Below are 20,211 nucleotides of genomic sequence, written 5' to 3'. Positions count from 1 at the left end.
AATGTTTACTATTACCCGTAGATTATTGCGCTATTTTAAAGGATTTTGTTCATCACCCGAGTTAATCCTTCTATTGTGTATATGAAATGTCGTTTTTCTTTAAGCTATAGAGACTTGGAAGAGATGATGCATATGAGAGGCGCAAATATTGATCATTCTACTTTACAAAGGTGGGTCATTAAGTTCATTCCCCTTATAGATCAAGAAGTAAGAAAAAGAAAACGCCCAGTTGGTAGTAGCTGGAGAATGGATGAAACTTACGTAAAACTAAATGGTAAGTGGATTTATTTATATAGAGCAGTAGATCGTTAGGAGATACAGTTGATTTTTTTCTAAGTGCACGTAGAGACAATTCTGCAGCTCTTTCTTTTTTTCGTAAGGCTATCAAAGATAATAACACTCCATCCAAAGTGGTAGTTGACAAAAGCGGTAGTAATAAGGCTGCTCTTGATGCTTTAAATATAGAATTGGAATAAAGGTCACAAGATTCAAATATTTCAAAACAAATACTTGAACAATAGAGTTGAACAAGATCATAGATTCATTAAAATGGATAAAACCCATTCTAGGGTTTAAAAGTTTCCATTCGGCTAACATTAGCATTAAGGAATAGAAAATATTAGAATCATTTCAAAAAGGACAACTAATTCGGAGCTAAAAAACAGGTATCTACTTTTGAGAATTTTTCTAAACTTATGGCCGCATAATATGTAGTAGTTAGGATTTAATCTAACAATTGTTAAATTGTGTTGATATAAATACGGACTAATTATTATGAACTTAGATCAAAAAATAATTAAACCGAAACTAGGTTTATTAGAGTTAGCCAAAACGTTGGGTAACATCTCATCAGCGTGTAAAAGCATGGGTTATAGCAGAGATAGCTATTACCGTTTTAAGTCCTTGTATGAACTAGGTGGTCAGGATGCCTACATGAGATAAGTCGCAAGAAACCTATATTAGCTAATAGAGTAGATTCTAAGATAGAACAATCAGTAATTGATATGGCCATAGATTATCCGGCATATGGTCAACTTAGGGTATCAAACGAGTTAAAGCAGCAAGGTATACTTGTTTCTCCTGGAGGAGTAAGATCTATCTGGTTACGCAATGACTTAAATAATATAAAGAAACGTCTTAAGGCTATGGAAGCCAAGATGACTCAAGATGGTATTGTTTTGACTGAATCCCAGTTATCAGCCTTAGAAAGACGTAAAAATAAACAAGAATCATGTGGAGAAATAGATACGGCACATCTGTTTATTTAGGTTATCAAGACACTTATTATGTGGGTACCTATAAAGGTATAGGTAAGTATATACGCAAGTATTTAAGATAGCTATTCTAGAGTATCTAATGCAAAACTATATACTGATAAGACAGCTTTAACAGCATCTGATTCTCTTAATGACAGAGTATTACCTTGGTACCAAGAGCAAAGCATACCAATCTTACGTATTCTAACAGATAGAGGTACGGAGTATAAAGGAAAAATAGAACATCATGCTTTTGAGTTATTTTTAAGTATTGAAGGTATAGAGCATACGGTTACTAAATCCTATTCACCGCAAACCAATGGATTTTGTGAGCGTTTTAATAAAACTATGAAACAGGAATTTTTTTGATACAGCCATGCGTAAAAAAATCTATAGCAATCTAGATGATTTACAAGAAGATTTAGATTACTGGTTGTATTACTACAATTATGAGCGACCTCACTCTGGAAAATATTGTTACGGAAAAACTCCGATGCAAACTTGGGAGGATAGTAAAAATTAGTACTTGAAAAAATAATCAAATCGCCTATATTAAAAACATGGCTGACAACCTAGACTTAACTGACAACTATAAACTAATAATTTTTTATTGCCTGTCAGATTAAATCCTGACTACTACACATTACGCTCCTTACTGGTTTATACCCTTCTGATATTCATAATATTAAGTAAAATATATAGATACAACTAATGACCCCATAATATCCAAATTTGAAGACAAGGGAGAGAACTATACAAAATTAAATACAGATGCGACAGAGCCGATTTTTACTCTCTTTTTTTAATATCTAATCCAAAACTGACCTTAATAAGCATTTACACAATCTTATTTACAAATTAAAACTAGGGATTTTGATCCGTTACATCTTTAAGCAGGTCCTTCTAAGATATTTGCTTTCGTAGGCCATTTTTTACCAAACCAAATAAAACCAGGTAATTTCATTTGCGCTTCTTTTAAACTTTCTGCTGGATAAAAGACCCCTATTGGTTTAGGCTGGCAAGTCATTTGCGCCAATGTATTATCAACCATAGTCATTTCCATACTATTACACTTGATATGGTTCATACCTACCAACTCATTGTTATCCCCGAGCGCAAAATATATACTCTCACTATTACCACTTATCGACATTTTCTCAATTACACCTTCTTTAAAAATTCCAACTAGTTTATTCCCCTTTACTTGATTGTAGTGACCAACTAAACTTTCTGAGGCCATAAATAGATTTTTATCTACAAACATACGTACATGTTCTCCTTCCTCTATAGCCAAGTGTACTGCTTCTCCTGTAATTTGGTATTGACCGCACCAAATAACCGGCTTATTATGTAAATAAATTGTGTTTTTACTGGTATTGTAAACAGCGCCATCTGCAACAGCCTGTAAAACTTCTTGGTAGAGCCTAACATGGTTTAAAGCATGAATTTCTTGCTCGGGTGGCTCATTTTTTTCCAAAAAAACAAAAGTATCTGCACGCAAATAGATCGTTTCATTATTTACTACTTTCGTTAATAATGGGCTACCTGTTATTACCCCTTTTTTCCCTTTTCTACTATAACTAGCCTTAGCACCGGTTATTAATGCATCATGCTTTTGCGAACGAAGTGAGACATGGCCAGTAGCTGCGCAATCTTCTCCATTAACAATCTCTAAGTGGTCTGCAGCAAGCCTTATATTTTCTGTAGTAAGTGCTCCTTGTTCAAAAGCAAGTTGTTTTTTAGGTAATGAATAATACCCCCCCTTAGGGGTCGTAAGTATCCCATCACGATAAATAATTTTGGTAGCGCCTCGAAAGTGAGCGACCTCTGATTCAGTTTCGTAGTCCAGCTGATCAGAATGGAAGGTATAACTAGGGTCTACTAAGACCACCTTATCGGAAAAGGTAACTTGATGATGGGCAGCATCATATAGGCCTATACTACTGGTTAAAACCATTTGATCTTGTACCAACTTTCCCCCTTGCAAAAACTTACCTTGTTTTTTTTCCACATCGTAGATTAATTTAGGAGTATAAAATGTAGATTTTTTAGATGAACAGCGTACATTTTTTTCGAAAATAGCTCGCTTTTGTAGTAAGTAATAGGTTAAGAAAACACTTTCTACAATGCCACCTTCTTGATCCATAATTTTGACATTGCCCTGCGCTTTTATAAGCTCTTGATCATCATATTGATAGGCCTTATCTGCAGTCAATACCATACCACTCGTATGGAAAGTAAAGACCACATTCCCTTCTAGTTTCTTACAAGGCTTATTATCTATCACGTCGCTTTTTAACCGATCCGCTTTGTAGGTCAGCACTTCAGCCCAAATAGAAAGGGGCAAAGTAAGTAGATATGCCACAAAATAAATAATTCGTTTACACACTTTTCTATCTTTTCAAAAATAAATCATCCAAACTTAATAAAAAGCAAGATAATGACCTAAGTGTTTGTTAAGTGCTTTCAGGTAACGTTATATTAGATCTGTTTTTTTGCTAATGATATAACCTTAACAGATTTATCATAAAAAATTAGCCTTTTTACCGACATTTTTGTAAACCTTTAGGACTAAAAAATATTTTGAGCTCCTGTTAAATACATATAAGAAACTTTTAAATGAATATTTTTTATAAAATTTAATTTTCTATTGCAACGGCTTTGGTATTAATATATAATACCCTAATAAAGGCAGAAAAAATACTTATTAAATAAGTGTAAATACTAAGTAAGTAATACTAATTTATTGTAAATCAGATTAGTAAATTACCAATTTATATGGCTAAGAAATAGGAAAAAGAAGTAAACAAAATTTATAAAAGTTTAGCCGAATTTTTCGGGTTACTATTTTTTCATTCCACTATACTTTTTATCTGCACGCTTTTTTTATTAAATTTGGTTCTTCAGTGTAATGGCTACATGATGGTACCTACTAGTCATGCATTACATTCTAGATATATACCCATCAGGAAGATTTTATTGTCCGACTTTGGGAGAAAAACCCCGCACTTGCAGTGCGTCGTTTCAATATATAGAATGTATAGGTGCAGTATGAAATGATCAAGAATTATATTGATATATATAAATCAAGAGAAAAGAAAATTGGATACTTTCAAGTTGAAAACCAGCTGTAGCCAAGCCATTCATCGCGTAATTTTAAGCCCTGTATTTGCAATAGAGGGTGGGTTAACTTTTTAATTGATCACAAGGCACAAATATGAAAGTAATAGAGATTTTAGGGTATAAAAGAGCAAATCTCGGTAAGGCTGAATCTAAAAAACTAAGAGCAGTGGCACAAGTCCCAGGGGTATTATATGGTGGTACCGAGCAAGTACATTTCCATGTACCTATGGTGCTTTTACGTGATTTGATTTATACGCCTCATGCCCATTTTGTAGACCTCAATATTGAAGGCTCTATCTACAGATGTATTTTACAAGAAATGCAATTCCATCCAGTAAGTGAAATGATGTTGCATGTGGATTTTTTGCAAATTTTTGATAGTAAAAAAATTAAAATGGATATCCCAACCGCATTTGTTGGCAAAGCAATTGGTGTAGCCAAAGGAGGCGTGCTTTCTAAAAAGCAAAGAAAACTGTCTATTTCAGCTTATCCAAAGAATATGCCATCGATGGTGGATATCGATGTTTCGCATCTTGATTTGGGGCAAATTGTACGGGTGCATCAAATTCCAATGGCAAATTATACTATTTTAGCCTTGCCTAATACACCAGTAGCCTCTATTGAGATTCCAAGGGCATTGCGTAGTGCAGCTAGTAAAGAGGAGAAAAAAGGGAAGTAATCATAAATTGCCTTTTGGGATGGTTTTGAAGAAGTACCATCAATAGTCATAGCGTCTAAAATAACCTATGAAATTACTACTAGTTGGATTGGGAAACATTGGTCTAGAATATGTTCATACTAGGCATAATATGGGATTTTTAGTGGTGGACCATCTAGCAGTTCAAAAAAAAGTTGCTTTTCAAGTAAGTCGGTTGGCTACTATCTCTTCTTTTGCCCACTATCCATATCAAGTATATATGATTAAACCTACCACTTATATGAATAATAGTGGTAAATCGGTTCGTTATTGGTTGGACTACTTAAAAATACCGGTTGAACAAAGTTTGACGATTGTAGATGACATCACCCTCCCTTTCGGTACAATGCGTTTGCGGAGGAAAGGCGCTGATGCAGGCCACAATGGCTTAAAAAGCATTTCCCATGCTTTAGCTTCAAACCACTACCCACGTCTTCGAATAGGTATTGGGAATGATTTTCCCAAAGGGAAACTTTCGAATTTTGTTTTAAATAACTTTAATGAAAAAGAATTACAAACAATAGATGACCACTTGGATAAAGCTTGTGAAATATTAATGACTTGGTGTAATAAAGGCATTGTAGATGCTATGAACTTGTTTAATTAAACAAAATATAGCGTATCTATTTAGATCAATTCGGTGGATCAAAAAATAAAATATAAGTCAAGTTTTGTTAAAAAAATTTGCAGCCAGTGCTTGTAGATAGCCCGCCAACCCGTTTAGTACGGAATCTAAGGAGTGGCTTTTGTTTTCCAGCTATAAGCAGCGCTTTAAAAACTTTTTATACAGCGCCACTTTTGTACTTCTTAAAAAACTAATGTTTACAGCTGACTGAACAGATATACCATAAGGGCTACTAAAGTCATCAACTTTACTTGCCGCTTCCTAGCACCTAACAGCCCCGCTATGTTCACACCACCTTTTACTTCATCAAGGCCACTAAGCAATCAAAAAGTAACACTTAATCTTCTTTTGTGATGGCGCTATTTTCAGAGCGCCATCGCAAAAGAAGATACTATTTTCTTATTTAACATGTAGCACCAGCCGCTTTAATTTTTGCTGCAAAAAACTTAGAATGCTTAAAAAATGGAATATAGTGTTCCTCTACAACAATAGCTGTATTCGTACTAATGTTACGCCCAATTTTTTTAGCACGTTTCTTTTTAGAAAAACTACCAAAACCACTAAAATGTACGCGATGATCATCTATTACAGCATCTTGAATAACACGAAATAATTCATCGATCGTATTTTTAACATCTTCTTTATCAATTCCTGTTTTCCGAGCGATTGCTAAAATTACTTCTGATTTGGTCATGGTATATACAGATTTAAAAATTATATAGCCATTTATGTAGATGGGTGGGTTAGTGTTAAACCCATTCACACTATGCTATGATAACAAGTTCATTATTATGCTGTGAATTTACATGAGACAGTTTGAACTTGCAATTATTTTCCTATATAAAACGATTATTATTTTTGATAAATAATAATTTATACATTAAATTTGTACTTCACCGTAGCAGTTCGTAGAAATTTTACGGTCTGGTAGTTCAGTTGGTTAGAATGCCTGCCTGTCACGTAGGAGGTCGCGGGTTCGAGTCCCGTCCAGACCGCTTTTATCCGAGATTAGGATAGAAAAACCGTTCTGCTAATACATATAAAAGTTTCCTATATAGATAAAGTTATATGTAGATGTAGTATAAGCTATACATTAATAGCCTAATCGATGAATAAGGTAGTAGTTAGTTCTATAAATCATAGCTAAATATTTGGATGTATGGCCTATTCACATCGCTATTTAACCTGCTACTTCCCTGGCTTTTTCTATTTTTTTATACCATTGCACATGATTCAAAGAATTCAATCGCTATATTTAGGTATAGTTTGTATGGCTATGGCTGCTTTTTTGAACGTTTCAGTTTGGGTAAAGGTAAGCTTAGACGGTATTTGTACCATGAAGCCCTATGCGCTTATTCTTTCTACAGATCAATGTATTATATTCCCCTATGGCTGTTGCGCTTTATACTGCTGTTACCTTATGGGAACAGCAGTGTATGCCATCATGCGGCATAACCATAGAAAATTACAACTCCATTTAACTACCCATATCAGCTTGCTATTAATTATACTAGGGGTGGGTATTTGGATGTTGGTTAACAAGGCTAATGCTGCCTATTTGCCAGATGGATATAGCAGCTATAAAATAGGCATCTTTTTTCCATTTATCGCTTTGGTAGCCAATCTATTGGCACGACATCACATTCAAAAAGATATCCAATTGGTTGATGAGGATTCCTTCCGCTAGGAGGACAATATTACCCATTGAGGGAGATTGGGTCTATTTTTACACCTTATTTGCTTAGACTAGTCGTGTGGATTCCTTATAATTCAGATTGTGCGCTCGGAAGGACTCGAACCCTCAACCTTCGGAGCCGAAATCCGACGTTCTATCCAGTTGAACTACGAGCGCGTGACCAAAATTTATATATTTACAGTCTATTTTTACAGCAGAGTCTTAAAGCTCAGCTAAAAATACAAAATTTTATGCATATATATGCTTGTAGCCAAACAAGTCTGTAAATCTTATCATGGATATAAAATCCTGAAACAGATCGATCTATCCATTCATACTGGGGAAATGGTGGCCATTATGGGCCCCTCTGGAGCTGGAAAAACTACCTTATTACATCTTTTATCTACATTAGACAAACCAGATAGTGGCCTTTTAACGCTAGATGGCATAGATCTTATAGCACTGAAGGGCCATTCATTGGCGACATTTAGAAATAAAAAAATAGGATTTGTTTTTCAGTTTCATAACCTTTTACCCGAATTTACACTTTTTGAAAACATTTGTATGCCGGGTTATATTGGCGCTTTTTCTAAAAAAGAGGTGGTACAAAAAGCCAGTCAACTTTTAGATTTACTCGGTATTAGCCATCGAAAAAATCACTTACCAGAGGCTGTTTCTGGAGGAGAGCGACAGCGTGCCGCTATGGCTAGGGCATTGATCAATCACCCATCTATTGTTTTTGCTGATGAACCCAGTGGTAATCTTGATTCGAAAAATGCAGAAATGCTACATGCGCTTTTCTTAGATCTTTCTAAGCGGCTAAAGCAAACTTTCGTTTTGGTAACCCATAACCAATCGTTGGCAACTATTACAGATAAAATTTTATTATTAGAAGATGGTATATTGCAGCCCACTTAAAGCTCTAGCGGGAAATCCTAAAGCATAAAGCGATTAGGATCGCTTAAAGCGTAAAAAAATAGTTCGTTTTTAAGTATAAAAAACCAACCCTATCATGCAATCTCCACAAATGATTCTAGACGATTTGCAAAAAAATAGCTATGCCCCTATTTATTTTTTGCAAGGAGAAGAAGTATATTATATCGATGCGATTACGCAATATCTCGAAGAAAAACTACTGACGCCAGCTGAACAAAATTTTAATCTAACCATTTTCTATGGGAAAGAATGCAGCATGGCTACACTGCTTACCCAAGCACGCCGTTTTCCAATGGCCGCTAGGCTACAAGTGGTTATCGTCAAAGAAGCACAAGAGATGGCAGACTTAAAAAACGCTATGGGGCAACAGCTGTTATTACATTATGTGCAGCATCCACAACCTACTACGCTATTGGTTTTTGCACACAAATACAAAACAATAGATGGAAGGAGTACTTTTGGAAAAGCGTTAAACAAACACAATATGTTGATTACTTCTAAAAAACTATATGATGCACAATTGCCTTCTTTTATCAAGTCCTTTGTACAAAACCTTCAGCTATCTATCACAGAACAAGCGGTTTGCTTAGTAGAGGCCTATATAGGTAATGATTTAACAAGAATAGCTAGTGAACTCCATAAGTTACGTATTAACCTCATCCCAAACAGTACAATTACCGATGATACCGTAGAAGCTTATATAGGGCTGCACAAGCCTTTTAATATGTTTGAACTACAAAAAGCGATTATGCAGAAAGATTATCCCAAAAGTTACCAAATGATTGGTATTTGTGCATCTAGTGGCAAAGAACATGCTGCGTTGCCTATTCTAACCATTTTATACAATCTTTTTGCTAAGCTACTGGTACTGCACCAAACCAAAGAAACTGTTCCTACTAAGATTGCCCAACAAGTTGATATACATCCTTATTTTATAAAAGGGTATCTTGATGCAGTTCAAAAGTATACGTTGCACCAAACCATGCATAACATAACCTATCTCCATCAAGCGGATCTACAATTAAAAGGCATTGATTCCAATATAGATGATTACCAAATTATGAAAGAATTAATTTTTAAATTAATGCACCCTTAAATTGACTTGTAAAAAGCCAAGAAGTTCTATTCAGTAACTGCTATTTTGCATACAAAATGTAAAATAGCTATGCTAGCGTAGCTAGATAAAATAGAAATTCCTATTTTGGAGCTATAGCATGTACGAACCATTTTTATAAAAGTAGTACATTGTGGGCGCTTTCTATGCTGTTTAGTGGTATACGCACATTGACCAGCTTGCTATAGCACCAAAACTGTTATCGTGGTTTACTTTGAAGCTAATATACTTATGATACAACCAATATATGTGGTTATGGCAATGGCCATTTTCTTAATGAGTATCCCTTATAAAGGATCTGCTTTAACCAATCATTCCTCTGTTGCATTTCCAGAGGCTATCTTTCATGAAGGGCTGGTGCAGTTTGACGAACAGCAATATGAAGCGGCTCAAAAGTACTTTGAAAGCTATGCAAACCAGCAGTCCAAAAAATATAAGCAAGAAGAAGCTTCTTATTATTTAGTCTTATCTGCTTTAGAAAACAAAGATCCAAATATAGTTATGCTATTACAATATTTTATAGTAAAGCATCCTACCAGTCCACATCTAGAAACTGTGCGTTATCATTTGGCCCATTGTTTTGCTCAAGCAGGCTTGTGGGATAAAAGCCTTGTCCTATATCAAAATATTAATCTAGATCGCTTAACACCTAAAGCAGGCGCAGCTTTTCAATATGCGATAGGACATACCTATTTGCAATTAAAAGATTGGGGAAATGCAAAAAAAAGCTTTTTAGCTATTAACCACAAAACCCATCCTTACTATTACCCTGCACAATTACAGATGGCTTATATAGCTTTTGAGCAAGGAGATTATGATGGTGCGTTGGTTGCACTACAAGCAGCCAAGAAAAAATATAGACAGGAAACCCAAAGTTTGACCTTAAAGGTATACCATAAAGCAGGCAACTTTTCATCATTATTAGCCTATGTACAAAGTTGTCCGGGCTCATCTTTTGGCAAACAAGATCAACTTCTTATTGCGGATGCCTATTTTTTCCTCAAGCAATATCAAGCAGCTGTTGTCCACTATCAGGCAGCCTTAGATAAAGATACCGCCCGTATGACATGGGCTAAGCTGGGCCATGCGTTATATAAAACGGGACAATACCCTCAAGCAAAAACTTGTTTTCAGCAATTGTTAGAAAAGGAGGATCATGCCGGTCAAATTGCTGCCTACTATAGTGGCCTAATCTATGAAAAAGAAGGTAACCTTCCAGCCACAATAGCTGCTTTTTTCCAAGCTGCACGGCTAAAATTTGATCCGGCTATAAGCGATTTAGCAGCTATCAAAGCTGCAGGCTTACGTTACCAACAGGGCGCCATTGCAGAGGTTATAGAAACAATGACGGCTTTTATTCAAGCCCGACCAGACAGTAAAAATCTTTCCGCTGCACAAACCTTACTGGTAACCTGTTACTATAAAATAAGGGCGTATCAAAGGGCCATAGATTATATGGCGGCACTATCCTATAAAACAGAACCACTCTTAAGATTATACCAAAAAGTACTCTTTTATGAAGGATTAGCAGCATACAATGCAGATAAATTCGATGCTGCTATACAATACTTAAATCAATCGCTACTTTTTCCTTTTAAACCTGCTTTGGTATTACAAGCCCAGTTTTGGTTAGGAGAAGCATTTTCTGCCGTTGGCGCATATGAAAAAGCTTTAAGCTTTTATAAAAAATATCGGCAACAAGATGATGTGAATACACTTTATTATGCAAAAAACCTATATGGATTAGCCTATAGTTACTTTAAAACAGGCCATTATACCACTGCAGCCCAAACCTTTGAAGCCTATATAACGATTACCCAAAAACAGCCTGCTGCTACCCACTATGATGCCATGCTTCGGTTGGCTGATTGTTATTATGTAAAGAAAGATTACAAGGAAGCGCTTAGGCTGTATGCACCTGTGTATACCTATCATCCTGCTCATGTTCGCTACCAAGAAGCTCTGATTTACCAGATATTAGGAGACAAACTGCAGGCAGAGCGTTGCCTACAAGAAATATTCATCCATCATACAGAGACCAAGTATTATGAAAAAGCATGTTATCATAAAGCTTGTACTATATTCAACGCAGGCCACTATGAAGCAGCCATTCAATCATTTAGCCATCTTATTCAACGGCAGCCAACCAGTGATTTACAACCAGAGTTATTAATCAAACGAGGACTTGCTTATGAAAATCTTCAAAGATATGAATCCGCTGCTGCAGACTATCAGGCGATTTTAGACGAATATCCTACTCACTTCCATGCAGAAAGTGCTTTAATGGCGTTATGCAACCTATTTGCTGCGCAAGGAATCCCTGAAAAATCAGATGTATATTTAAAAAAGTATGCCCATGTAACGCAAAAACTGGCTAGCCATTCCGATGAGCAGACCATTGGTGTGGCCAAACAGCTCTTTTATAATCAGGCTTATCATAAAGTGTTGCAAAAACTGGCTGCTTTTGATAAGCACTATCCCTCTAGTCACTGGCTTCCAGAAGCCTATTTTTTAATAGCAGAAAGCTATTATAGGCTGCAAAAGCAGGGTCCAGCTATACGTTATTATAAAAAGATAATAGCTGACCCTCAAACTACTTTCCATAAAAAAGCATGGTTAAGAATGGCTGATCTAGCTTATCAAGGCAAGCATTTTCAAGAAGCCATTACCCATTACCAAAAATTACAGAAGATGGAACTGACAAACAAAGAATATCATCATACCTTAATGCGGCTTATAAAAGCTAGTTTTGTCCTAAAAAAATATCAAATTACCACACCAGCTTGTTTACAATTGTTGAATAGTCCTAAGGATGCACCAGTTGAAATCATGCAACAGGCTTCGCTTTATCTAGGCAAAATAGCGATGCAACGATCAGAATATAAACGTGCTGCAAGCCATTTTTTAAAAGCTAGTAAGCCATTGCATACCGTTACCGCATCAGAGGCACAATATCTATTGGCCCATACAGCATTTAAAGAAAAAGCTTATACCACTTCTTTAGATATTTTATTTGATCTAGTGGAAAAATATCCGCACAATATACATTATATAGATGGAGCTTTTTTGCTAATGGCAGACAATTACATAATGTTAGGAAATCTTATACAAGCTAAAGCTACTTTGGACTCTGTGATTCAGCAATCGAAAAATAAAAAGAATATTGCAGTTGCGAAGCAAAAAAAGTCCAAGGTGATCGCTCAACTCAAAGCAGTAGATATGGGTACTAAGCAAGCGGCATCACACCCCAAAAGCGTGCCATAGATTTTTAAGAAATTTTCATAGATCTAAAAATTTTTATGCGCCTTGCGTAGCCTCTGTCTCACCTATAAAATAGCTGGATAGCGCAAGGGATCCACTTCATGCATCATTCTATATATTTTACCGACTACTTCTTCTACGTTAGGTTTAGAAAAATAGTTTCCATCGTCTCCATAGGCTGGGCGATGTGGTTTGCTGCTAATTGTTACCGGTGCTTCGTCCAACATAGCATAACCGTTCTGTTCTTCCAATACTTGTTGCATCATATAGGCAGTTGTACCGCCTGGTACATCTTCATCGGCAAAAACAATACGATTGGTTTTTGCCAATGATTGTACAATGCTATGATGTATATCAAAGGGTAATAAGGTCTGTACATCAATGACTTCACATTCAATGGCTAAATTTGAGAGTCTATCCGCTGCGGCACAAACAATTCGACACATCGCACCATAGGTCACAATCGTCACATCTTTGCCTACACGAAGTAGTTCTGGTACACCTATTGGTATGGCCATGGTTGCTACATTGTTAGGCATAGGCTCCTTTAAGCGGTAACCGTTCAAACACTCAATGATTAAAGCAATGTCATCTGAACGCATCATAGTATTGTAAAAACCAGCTGCTTGGGTCATATTACGGGGCACTAGTAGGTAGATTCCCCTTATGGCATGCATAATGCTTGATATATAAGAACCAGCATGCCAAATACCCTCTAGTCGATGGCCTCTTGTCCGAATAATCATAGGTGCTTTTTGTCCTCCTTTCGTTCTATATAGTAGCGTAGCTAAGTCATCTTGTATAATCTGTAGAGCATAAGGAAGATAGTCTAAATATTGTATTTCAACGATTGGTCTTAGCCCACGCATCGCTGCACCAATGCCTTGGCCGATCATAGTACATTCTCGAATGCTGGTATCGGTTACGCGTAGTGGACCATATAACGCCTGTAGACCTGCAAAACCCTGGTTTACATCACCTATTTTGCCTAAATCTTGTCCAATCGCAAAAACACGACCATCACGCGCTAATAACGATTTAAAACAACTGCATAATATTTCTCTACCATCTACCTGTGGAGGATTTTCTGTATAAATAGGAGGTATTCCTTTTACATATAAAGCAGCACTTCTAGAGTGGCTATAAAGATGGCTACTAAATCTGTTTGTGTTGTTTCTTATATTTTTGTGCCACCAAGCCAGTAGACCCTTTTTATGGATATAAGGTATCTCCCGTAATGCATAGAGAGCTTTATCTACTGCTTGGCTGATATCTAAGTGACGGAGATGTGGTTGTGCAAGGGTATGCCTAATACTAGGCCACTCGTTGGCGTCTGCTATCTCTTGGGGTAATACGATATCGTTTAACAAGGCAAGTAGCTCATTTTTTGCTTGGTTGCGGTCATGGATACAACTATTCCATGCAGCTTGTTGTGCTACTTTTACTTTTTTATATGCTTCTAAAGCAATTTTTTGAACTGTCTCCTCATTGGCTATGCCACTTTCTATCATCCATGCTGCCATCTTTGGTAGGCAGTCATATGCCTTTTCCCATCTTAATCGTTTTGCCGACTTATATCGTTCATGAGAGCCAGATGTAGAATGGCCTTGTGGTTGGGTAAGTTCTTTAACGTGAATCAATACAGGAACATGTTCCGTTCTACAGATGGTTACCGCCTGATGATAGGTGTGACATAAAGCTAGATAGTCCCACCCCTTCGCAACAAATATTTCATAGCCAGCTTTTTCCTTCGTCCGTTTAAAGCCTGCTAAAACGGCAGAAATGTCTCCCTTAGTAGTATGATAGGGTTGGGGAACAGAGATACCATATCCATCATCCCAAATAGAAATACACATAGGTACTTGTAAAACCCCCCCTGCATTAATGGTTTCAAAAAACATACCCTCTGAAGTACTTGCATCACCAATGGTGCCAAAAGCCACTTCATTCCCTTTATGAGAGAAATTTTTTTGTATATTCTGAAACGCAGTAGCGCGGTATAATTTAGAAGCATAGGCTAGGCCCAATAATCTGGGCATTTGTGAGGCCGTACAGGATAGATCAGCGGAAACGTTTTTACGGGTGAGTTGATTCAACCAATTGCCTGCTCCATCTATAAATCTTGTTGCAAAATGGCTATTCATCATTCTTCCCCCAGAAGCCGGATCAGCCTCTATAGAAACATGTGCGTATAATTGCGCAAAATATTGCTGCAAACTCAGGGCACCAATGGCAAACATAAAAGTTTGGTCTCTATAGTAGCCGGAACGCCAATCTCCAGCTTGAAAATATTTAGCCATAGCTAGTTGAGCCACTTCTTTACCATCTCCAAAAATGCCAAATTTGGCCTTTCCTGCAAAGACTTCTTTGCGTGCCAAGACACTTGCTGCTCTGCTCTCACAAGCTATTCGATAGTCATTCAGTATTTCAGTAGGCGTAATGGATAAGGCGTTTAACATATGCTTCTTGTAGTGCAAACTGCTTACTAGATTTTAAATTAAAAATATACGACTCTAAATTTAGATGCTTTTTATCCAAAATCATTACTTATCGCTATGAATTATATGGTCACTGCATAGCCTGAAACGCCTTTATAACATCGTTGAATGGATGTCGACACAATTGCATGATGGCTAAACACTGACTAATTGTCAGCACCTCTTCATCTATACTTTATAATTTTATCCGTTTAAAGGGTTTGGCATGAAATCTGCTTTAGTACAGGTCAGATTAAAATGTGTGGAAGCAAGTTCGTCTGTTGTACACATATCTTAATGTAGATGTATACGATCAACTATTATTATAATATATAAGTTATGAGCAAAGTTCATATAAAACCATTGGCTGATAGAGTTCTAGTAGAACCTGCAGCAGCTGAAGAAAAAACAGTTGGCGGAATTATTATTCCTGATAGTGCTAAAGAAAAACCTCAAAAAGGAAAAGTGGTTGCAGTAGGTCCAGGAAAGAAAGATGAGCCTATCACGGTTAAAGTGGGGGATCAGGTGCTTTATGGAAAATATAGTGGTACAGAGTTAGATATAGATGGTATATCCTATCTCATTATGAAAGAATCAGATATTTATGCTATTACCTAATTCATAGTATACATAATCAATTAAATTCTTATAACCTTATTAAACTAATATACAATGGCAAAGAATATAATTTTTGATGCAGAAGCACGAGAAAAGCTAAAAATAGGCATTGATACCATGGCCAATGCAGTGAAGGTTACCCTAGGTCCAAAAGGTAGGAATGTTATTTTAGATAAAAAATTTGGTGCCCCTAGTGTGACCAAAGATGGTGTATCGGTCGCAAAAGAAATTAGTCTAAAAGATCCTGTAGAGAACATGGGTGCACAACTGGTGAAAGAAGTAGCTTCCAAAACAGCAGATAGCGCTGGAGATGGTACGACTACTGCCACCCTATTGGCCCAATCTATTTTTACACATGGTATTAAGAATGTGGCTGCAGGGGCTAATCCGATGGATATCAAACGTGGTATAGACAAAGGTGTAACAGCCGTTGTTAAAAAGTTACAAGAAATCTCTAAAAAAATTAATGACTCCAAGGAAATAGAACAGGTAGCCACTATTTCCGCTAATAGCGACTCCAAAATCGGTAAAATGATTGCAGATGCTATGGAAAAAGTAGGTAAAGATGGCGTGATTACAGTTGAGGAAGCAAAAGGTACAGAAACAGAAGTAAAAGTAGTAGAGGGAATGGAATTTGATCGCGGCTATCTATCTCCTTATTTTGCAACCAATACAGAAAAAATGGAAGTAGAGCTTTCCAATCCTTATATCCTGATTTGTGATAAGAAGATTTCTACTATGAAGGATCTGCTGCCTATTTTAGAAGCTGTTTCTCAAAGTGGAAGACCGTTGGTAATCGTTGCCGAAGATATAGATGGTGAAGCATTGGCTACCCTTGTTGTAAATAAAATTCGAGGTGTTTTACGTGTAGCTGCTGTAAAGGCACCTGGTTTTGGTGATAGAAGAAAGGCAATGTTAGAAGATATTGCGGTACTTACAGGAGGTACCTTAATTGCGGAAGAAAAAGGTTGCAAACTGGGGAGTGTTACTTTGGACTGTTTGGGTAGTGCAGAAAAAATCAATATCGATAAAGATCGTACGGTTATTGTACATGGTGGCGGAAATAAGAAAGATATCGAAGCCAGAATCGCGCAAATTAAGGCACAAATAGCACATGCTACTTCTGATTATGATAAAGAAAAACTGCAAGAGCGTTTAGCAAAGTTATCTGGTGGTGTAGCCATCTTGTATATTGGTGCAGCTACAGAAGTAGAAATGAAAGAGAAAAAAGACCGTGTAGATGATGCGTTGCATGCCACAAGAGCTGCTGTACAAGAAGGTATTGTACCAGGTGGCGGCGTTGCATTGTTGCGTGCAGCAACCTCTGGATCATTGGATAAGCTAGCTGTAGAAAATGAAGATGAACAAACAGGTATCAAAATTTTGAGGCTTGCATTGGAGTCGCCTTTGCGAACCATTGTAGACAATGCAGGCGGTGAGCCATCTGTAGTGGTCCAACGTGTAAAAGAAGGTACCGATTCTTTTGGATACAATGCGCGTACAGATGTGTTTGAAGATCTCTACAAAGCGGGGATTATTGATCCAACTAAAGTAACTAGATTGGCGCTAGAGAATGCAGCTTCTATTGCTTCTCTTTTACTGACAACAGCTTGTGTAGTAGCAGATAATCCGGAAGATGAAAAAGCTGCTCCTATGCCTCAAATGGGTGGTGGAATGGGTGGCATGATGTAACCTATTGTTTGACTACCACCTATTGGTCTAATCAAGGTGATCGGTATCCAACCGATCACCTTGATTCCTTATTCAGAGAAAGATAATAACTTTGCTGCTGTATAAGCTACATTACTTTTCCCTAAGGGGACTATCATTTGGCATATACAACCCAATTTAGTCAAAGATGCATCTTCATCACACCCTTGCTTCCTTCAGTGATTTAGTAGTCGTTACCGCTGGCCGAGTAGTTGTTAAAGCAGCTAATTTTCCCATAACAGAATTAAGCATAGACAGCAGAAATAAAACCACTACCCCATTTCCTATTTTTTTTGCCATTGTAGGCATTAACCACGATGGACACGATTATATAGCAGCAGCTTATGAAAAAGGCATACGGCAGTTTGTTGTAATCCACCCATACCATTGCGCGATCATAGAAAAATTCAATGCGGTTAATATCCTACAAGTAACCAATACCTTAGAAGCCTTACATCAATTTATTATTTTTTACCGTTCAAAATATCAGTTACCTCTATTGGGCGTTACGGGTAGCAATGGCAAAACAATTGTAAAAGAATGGATGCATGAATTTTTATCCAGAAAGTATAAAACGGTTAGCAACCCTCAAAGTTACAATTCTCAGGTTGGCGTACCACTTTCAATAAGCCTATTAAAACCCAGCTATGCATATGGTGTCTTTGAAGCGGGTATTGCGCAAACAGGTGAAATGGCTAAATTAGCCGCACTGATTCAACCGACGCATGGACTGTTTACCAACATTGGACCTGCGCACAGCCAAGGCTTTCAAAACATCATTCAAAAAGTTGAAGAGAAAATAAAATTGTTTAGCAGCTGTACAACCATTTATTATTGTAAAGACCATCATCTGATTCATCTAGCCATGGTGCAGCTATATGGTAGGAAAAAAGTACTGGTAAATTGGTCTTTTCATAAGCAAAAAGCAGATTATAGGGTGCGTTACAAACGGCTAAGCAACCAAACCACCCTACAAATTACTAGAACCACCCAAAGCAACACTTTTGTAATTCCCTTTCGGGATAAGGCTTCGATAGAGAATATAACCCATTGTCTGGTCTACCTACTAGACAATGGATTTGATCCCCACCTATTGCAACGTTCACTGCTGCAGCTTACCTCTATACCAATGCGTATGACCCTTAAAGCGGGCATCCATCGTTGCCAGATCATAGATGATACCTACACCAATGATATGGTCAGTTTAAGCATTGCATTAGATTTTATGCAACAACAACAGCCAATGAAACGAACCGTTATTTTAACTGATATACTACAATCTGCTACACCTGATGACGAACTTTATCAGGAACTATCTGCCTTATTGACCCAACATACCATCCATCGACTGATCGGTATTGGCCCCATTATCTGCCAGTATAAAACGCTTTTTTCCATACCAGAAACCATGTTTTTTAATGGGATAGAAGATTATTTGGCAGAAAAGCCATCCTTTAAAGATGAAACCATCTTAGTAAAGGGAGCACGTACATTTCGATTGGAACGGGTGGTGCAAACAATAGAACAAAACAACCATGGAACCATTTTAGAGATCGATATGCATGCGATTAGACATAATCTTTCTTACTTTAGAAGACAACTAAACGTAGGCACCAAAATTATGGCTATGGTAAAAGCTTCCTGCTACGGCAGTGGTAGCAGTAACTTTGAACTAGCTTCTATACTACAGCGCCATGGTGTGGAATACCTAGGGGTCGCCTATATGGACGAGGGCATCTGTTTGCGCCAAAAAGGCATCACCTTGCCGATTATGGTGATGAACCCAACCGATGATCATTTTGATGGCATCTTAGATCATCATTTAGAACCAGAAATATACAGTTTGCCATTATTAGATGCATTGGCTTGTTTTATAGCAGAAAGATCAGTCCAATCCATACCCATTCACCTTAAATTAGAAACAGGCATGCACCGTTTGGGTATAGCAGCAACAGAGCTAGACCAGCTGATAGAGCAGTTGAAACAAATACCTGCCCTCCATATAGTGAGTATTTTTAGCCATTTAGCTGCTTCACAAGCAGACCTGCACGATGCATATACCCTCGTGCAGGCAGAAAGATTTATAAAAATGGCGCAATATATAGAAGAACAGCTGGCCATAAACCCTTTGAAACATCTTTTAAACACCAATGGTATTGTACGTTTTCCACAATTTCAATTTGATATGGTACGACTAGGCATTGGCTTACATGGTGTAGGGGTTGATCAAACCATACAGCCCCATCTATTACCAGCCAGCAAGCTTAAAACCACCATTTCACAGCTTAAGTCTATTCAAAAAGGCGATAGCATAGGCTATGATCGCAAAGCCATAGCTACACAAGCGATGACGATTGCAACCATACCTATAGGTTATGCAGATGGTTTAAGCAGATCATTTGGCTGCAGTAAAGCCACTGTGGTCATCCAAGGCCATGAATGTCCTATTATAGGTAATGTATGCATGGATATGGCGATGGTAGACGTCACAGGTCTAGCGTTAAAACGTGGTGATGAAGTGATTATTTTTAGTGCGGAACATCCAATAGATAGGGTAGCCGAACGGTTGGGTACTATTTCTTATGAATTACTCACCCAAATAAGCCAAAGGGTAAAACGTGTGTATTATACTTAATATCTATTTTCTAGTCCATTCCATTTGGAATGGTATTTATTTTTTCTTACGATTATAGTTACCAGTCAACAAAAAAGGAAAGAA

Annotated in this window: 12 protein-coding genes, 2 tRNA genes and 2 pseudogenes; 12 read left to right on the top strand and 4 right to left on the bottom strand. The window is 37.2% G+C overall.

The window, feature by feature from the left end:
• The first annotated feature begins 1 nt into the window (after position 1).
• A pseudogene (locus ACRRVD_RS01100) lies at positions 2 to 707 on the top strand (IS6 family transposase).
• 67 nt (positions 708 to 774) lie between these two features.
• Positions 775 to 1,882 (top strand): annotated as a pseudogene (locus ACRRVD_RS01095) (IS481 family transposase).
• A 263-nt stretch (positions 1,883 to 2,145) separates the two neighbouring features.
• On the opposite strand, the gene ACRRVD_RS01090 reads toward ACRRVD_RS01095, so the two are convergent.
• A complete protein-coding gene (locus tag ACRRVD_RS01090) occupies positions 2,146 to 3,645 on the bottom strand; it encodes an OstA-like protein (RefSeq protein ID WP_432461340.1) in 1,500 nt (499 codons plus the stop codon).
• A gap of 828 nt (positions 3,646 to 4,473) precedes the next feature.
• Here ACRRVD_RS01090 and ACRRVD_RS01085 point away from each other — a divergent pair.
• Together ACRRVD_RS01085 and pth are read left to right on the top strand one after the other, a co-directional pair.
• Positions 4,474 to 5,058: a 50S ribosomal protein L25/general stress protein Ctc gene (locus ACRRVD_RS01085; protein ID WP_432461339.1), complete on the top strand. Its 585-nt coding sequence runs from the start codon at positions 4,474 to 4,476 to the stop codon at positions 5,056 to 5,058.
• A gap of 67 nt (positions 5,059 to 5,125) precedes the next feature.
• Positions 5,126 to 5,683, top strand: a complete 558-nt coding sequence (gene pth / locus ACRRVD_RS01080; protein WP_432461338.1) for an aminoacyl-tRNA hydrolase — start codon at positions 5,126 to 5,128, stop codon at positions 5,681 to 5,683.
• Positions 5,684 to 6,104: 421 nt separating this feature from the next.
• On the opposite strand, the gene ACRRVD_RS01075 is transcribed toward pth, so the two are convergent.
• Positions 6,105 to 6,395, bottom strand: a complete 291-nt coding sequence (locus tag ACRRVD_RS01075; protein ID WP_432461337.1) for an HU family DNA-binding protein — start codon at positions 6,393 to 6,395, stop codon at positions 6,105 to 6,107.
• Positions 6,396 to 6,622: 227 nt separating this feature from the next.
• Between ACRRVD_RS01075 and ACRRVD_RS01070 the strand changes: the two genes are divergently transcribed.
• Together ACRRVD_RS01070 and ACRRVD_RS01065 are read left to right on the top strand one after the other, a co-directional pair.
• Positions 6,623 to 6,696: transfer RNA gene (locus ACRRVD_RS01070), tRNA-Asp, on the top strand.
• A gap of 233 nt (positions 6,697 to 6,929) precedes the next feature.
• Complete coding sequence (locus ACRRVD_RS01065) at positions 6,930 to 7,388, top strand: DUF4293 family protein (RefSeq protein WP_432461336.1); 459 nt, start codon at positions 6,930 to 6,932, stop codon at positions 7,386 to 7,388.
• A gap of 91 nt (positions 7,389 to 7,479) precedes the next feature.
• Here ACRRVD_RS01065 and ACRRVD_RS01060 read toward each other — a convergent pair.
• A tRNA-Arg gene (locus ACRRVD_RS01060) sits at positions 7,480 to 7,553 on the bottom strand.
• An 84-nt stretch (positions 7,554 to 7,637) separates the two neighbouring features.
• On the opposite strand from ACRRVD_RS01060, the gene ACRRVD_RS01055 reads away from it, so the two are divergent.
• From ACRRVD_RS01055 to ACRRVD_RS01045, 3 genes are all read left to right on the top strand, one after another.
• Positions 7,638 to 8,294, top strand: coding sequence for an ABC transporter ATP-binding protein (locus ACRRVD_RS01055; RefSeq protein WP_432461335.1), 657 nt, complete (start codon positions 7,638 to 7,640; stop codon positions 8,292 to 8,294).
• Between the two features lie 94 nt (positions 8,295 to 8,388).
• Complete coding sequence (gene holA / locus ACRRVD_RS01050; protein WP_432461334.1) at positions 8,389 to 9,408, top strand: DNA polymerase III subunit delta; 1,020 nt, start codon at positions 8,389 to 8,391, stop codon at positions 9,406 to 9,408.
• 249 nt (positions 9,409 to 9,657) lie between these two features.
• Complete coding sequence (locus ACRRVD_RS01045) at positions 9,658 to 12,690, top strand: tetratricopeptide repeat protein (protein ID WP_432461333.1); 3,033 nt, start codon at positions 9,658 to 9,660, stop codon at positions 12,688 to 12,690.
• A gap of 62 nt (positions 12,691 to 12,752) precedes the next feature.
• Here ACRRVD_RS01045 and ACRRVD_RS01040 read toward each other — a convergent pair whose 3' ends face one another.
• Positions 12,753 to 15,146 carry an alpha-ketoacid dehydrogenase subunit alpha/beta gene (locus tag ACRRVD_RS01040; protein WP_432461332.1) on the bottom strand — a complete coding sequence of 798 codons (2,394 nt, stop codon included), beginning with the start codon at positions 15,144 to 15,146 and terminating at the stop codon, positions 12,753 to 12,755.
• Between the two features lie 357 nt (positions 15,147 to 15,503).
• Here ACRRVD_RS01040 and ACRRVD_RS01035 point away from each other — a divergent pair, with 357 nt between their 5' ends.
• The 3 genes from ACRRVD_RS01035 (at position 15,504) to ACRRVD_RS01025 (ending at position 20,127) form a co-directional block, all read left to right on the top strand.
• Entirely contained in the window at positions 15,504 to 15,782 is a 279-nt protein-coding gene (locus ACRRVD_RS01035; RefSeq protein WP_432461331.1) for a co-chaperone GroES, read from the top strand.
• Between the two features lie 54 nt (positions 15,783 to 15,836).
• Complete coding sequence (gene groL / locus ACRRVD_RS01030) at positions 15,837 to 17,474, top strand: chaperonin GroEL (protein WP_432461330.1); 1,638 nt, start codon at positions 15,837 to 15,839, stop codon at positions 17,472 to 17,474.
• 166 nt (positions 17,475 to 17,640) lie between these two features.
• A complete protein-coding gene (locus ACRRVD_RS01025) occupies positions 17,641 to 20,127 on the top strand; it encodes a bifunctional UDP-N-acetylmuramoyl-tripeptide:D-alanyl-D-alanine ligase/alanine racemase (RefSeq protein WP_432461329.1) in 2,487 nt (828 codons plus the stop codon).
• Positions 20,128 to 20,211: the final 84 nt, after the last annotated feature.

The sequence above is a fragment of the Candidatus Cardinium hertigii genome, from assembly GCF_050864915.1.
Classification (GTDB): domain Bacteria; phylum Bacteroidota; class Bacteroidia; order Cytophagales; family Amoebophilaceae; genus Cardinium; species Cardinium hertigii_D.
The sequence above is the reverse complement of the archived record's forward strand: the minus strand, read 5'-3'. Positions and strand labels throughout refer to the sequence as shown.